1 protein-coding gene is annotated in these 234 nt (G+C 48.3%); it reads right to left on the bottom strand.

Going from position 1 to position 234, the window contains the following annotated elements:
* Positions 1 to 39 precede the first annotated feature (39 nt).
* The coding region (locus tag H3Z84_RS16875; protein ID WP_199458126.1) for an IS3 family transposase at positions 40 to 234 on the bottom strand (195 nt) is incomplete at its 5' end.

Here is a 234-nt window from a genome sequence, read left to right on the forward strand (position 1 = left end):
AAATGTACTGAAGTGACCCCTAAAACTTGGACAGTTTAATCAGGCTGCAGCGGCAGCCTGCTCTCTGTACTCCACCGGAGTCAGGCCATTTAATGTCAGCCGGATCCGGTGGTGGTTATAGTAGTCAATGTACTGCTCAATACCGTGTCGTAATTGCTCAACGCTATCGAACCGGTTCAAGTAATAGAACTCGGATTTCAATGTACCGAAGAAGCTCTCCATAGCCGCGTTGTC

The sequence above is a fragment of the Marinobacter sp. bablab_jr003 genome, assembly GCF_016464245.1.
GTDB classification, from domain to species: Bacteria; Pseudomonadota; Gammaproteobacteria; order Pseudomonadales; family Oleiphilaceae; genus Marinobacter; species Marinobacter vinifirmus.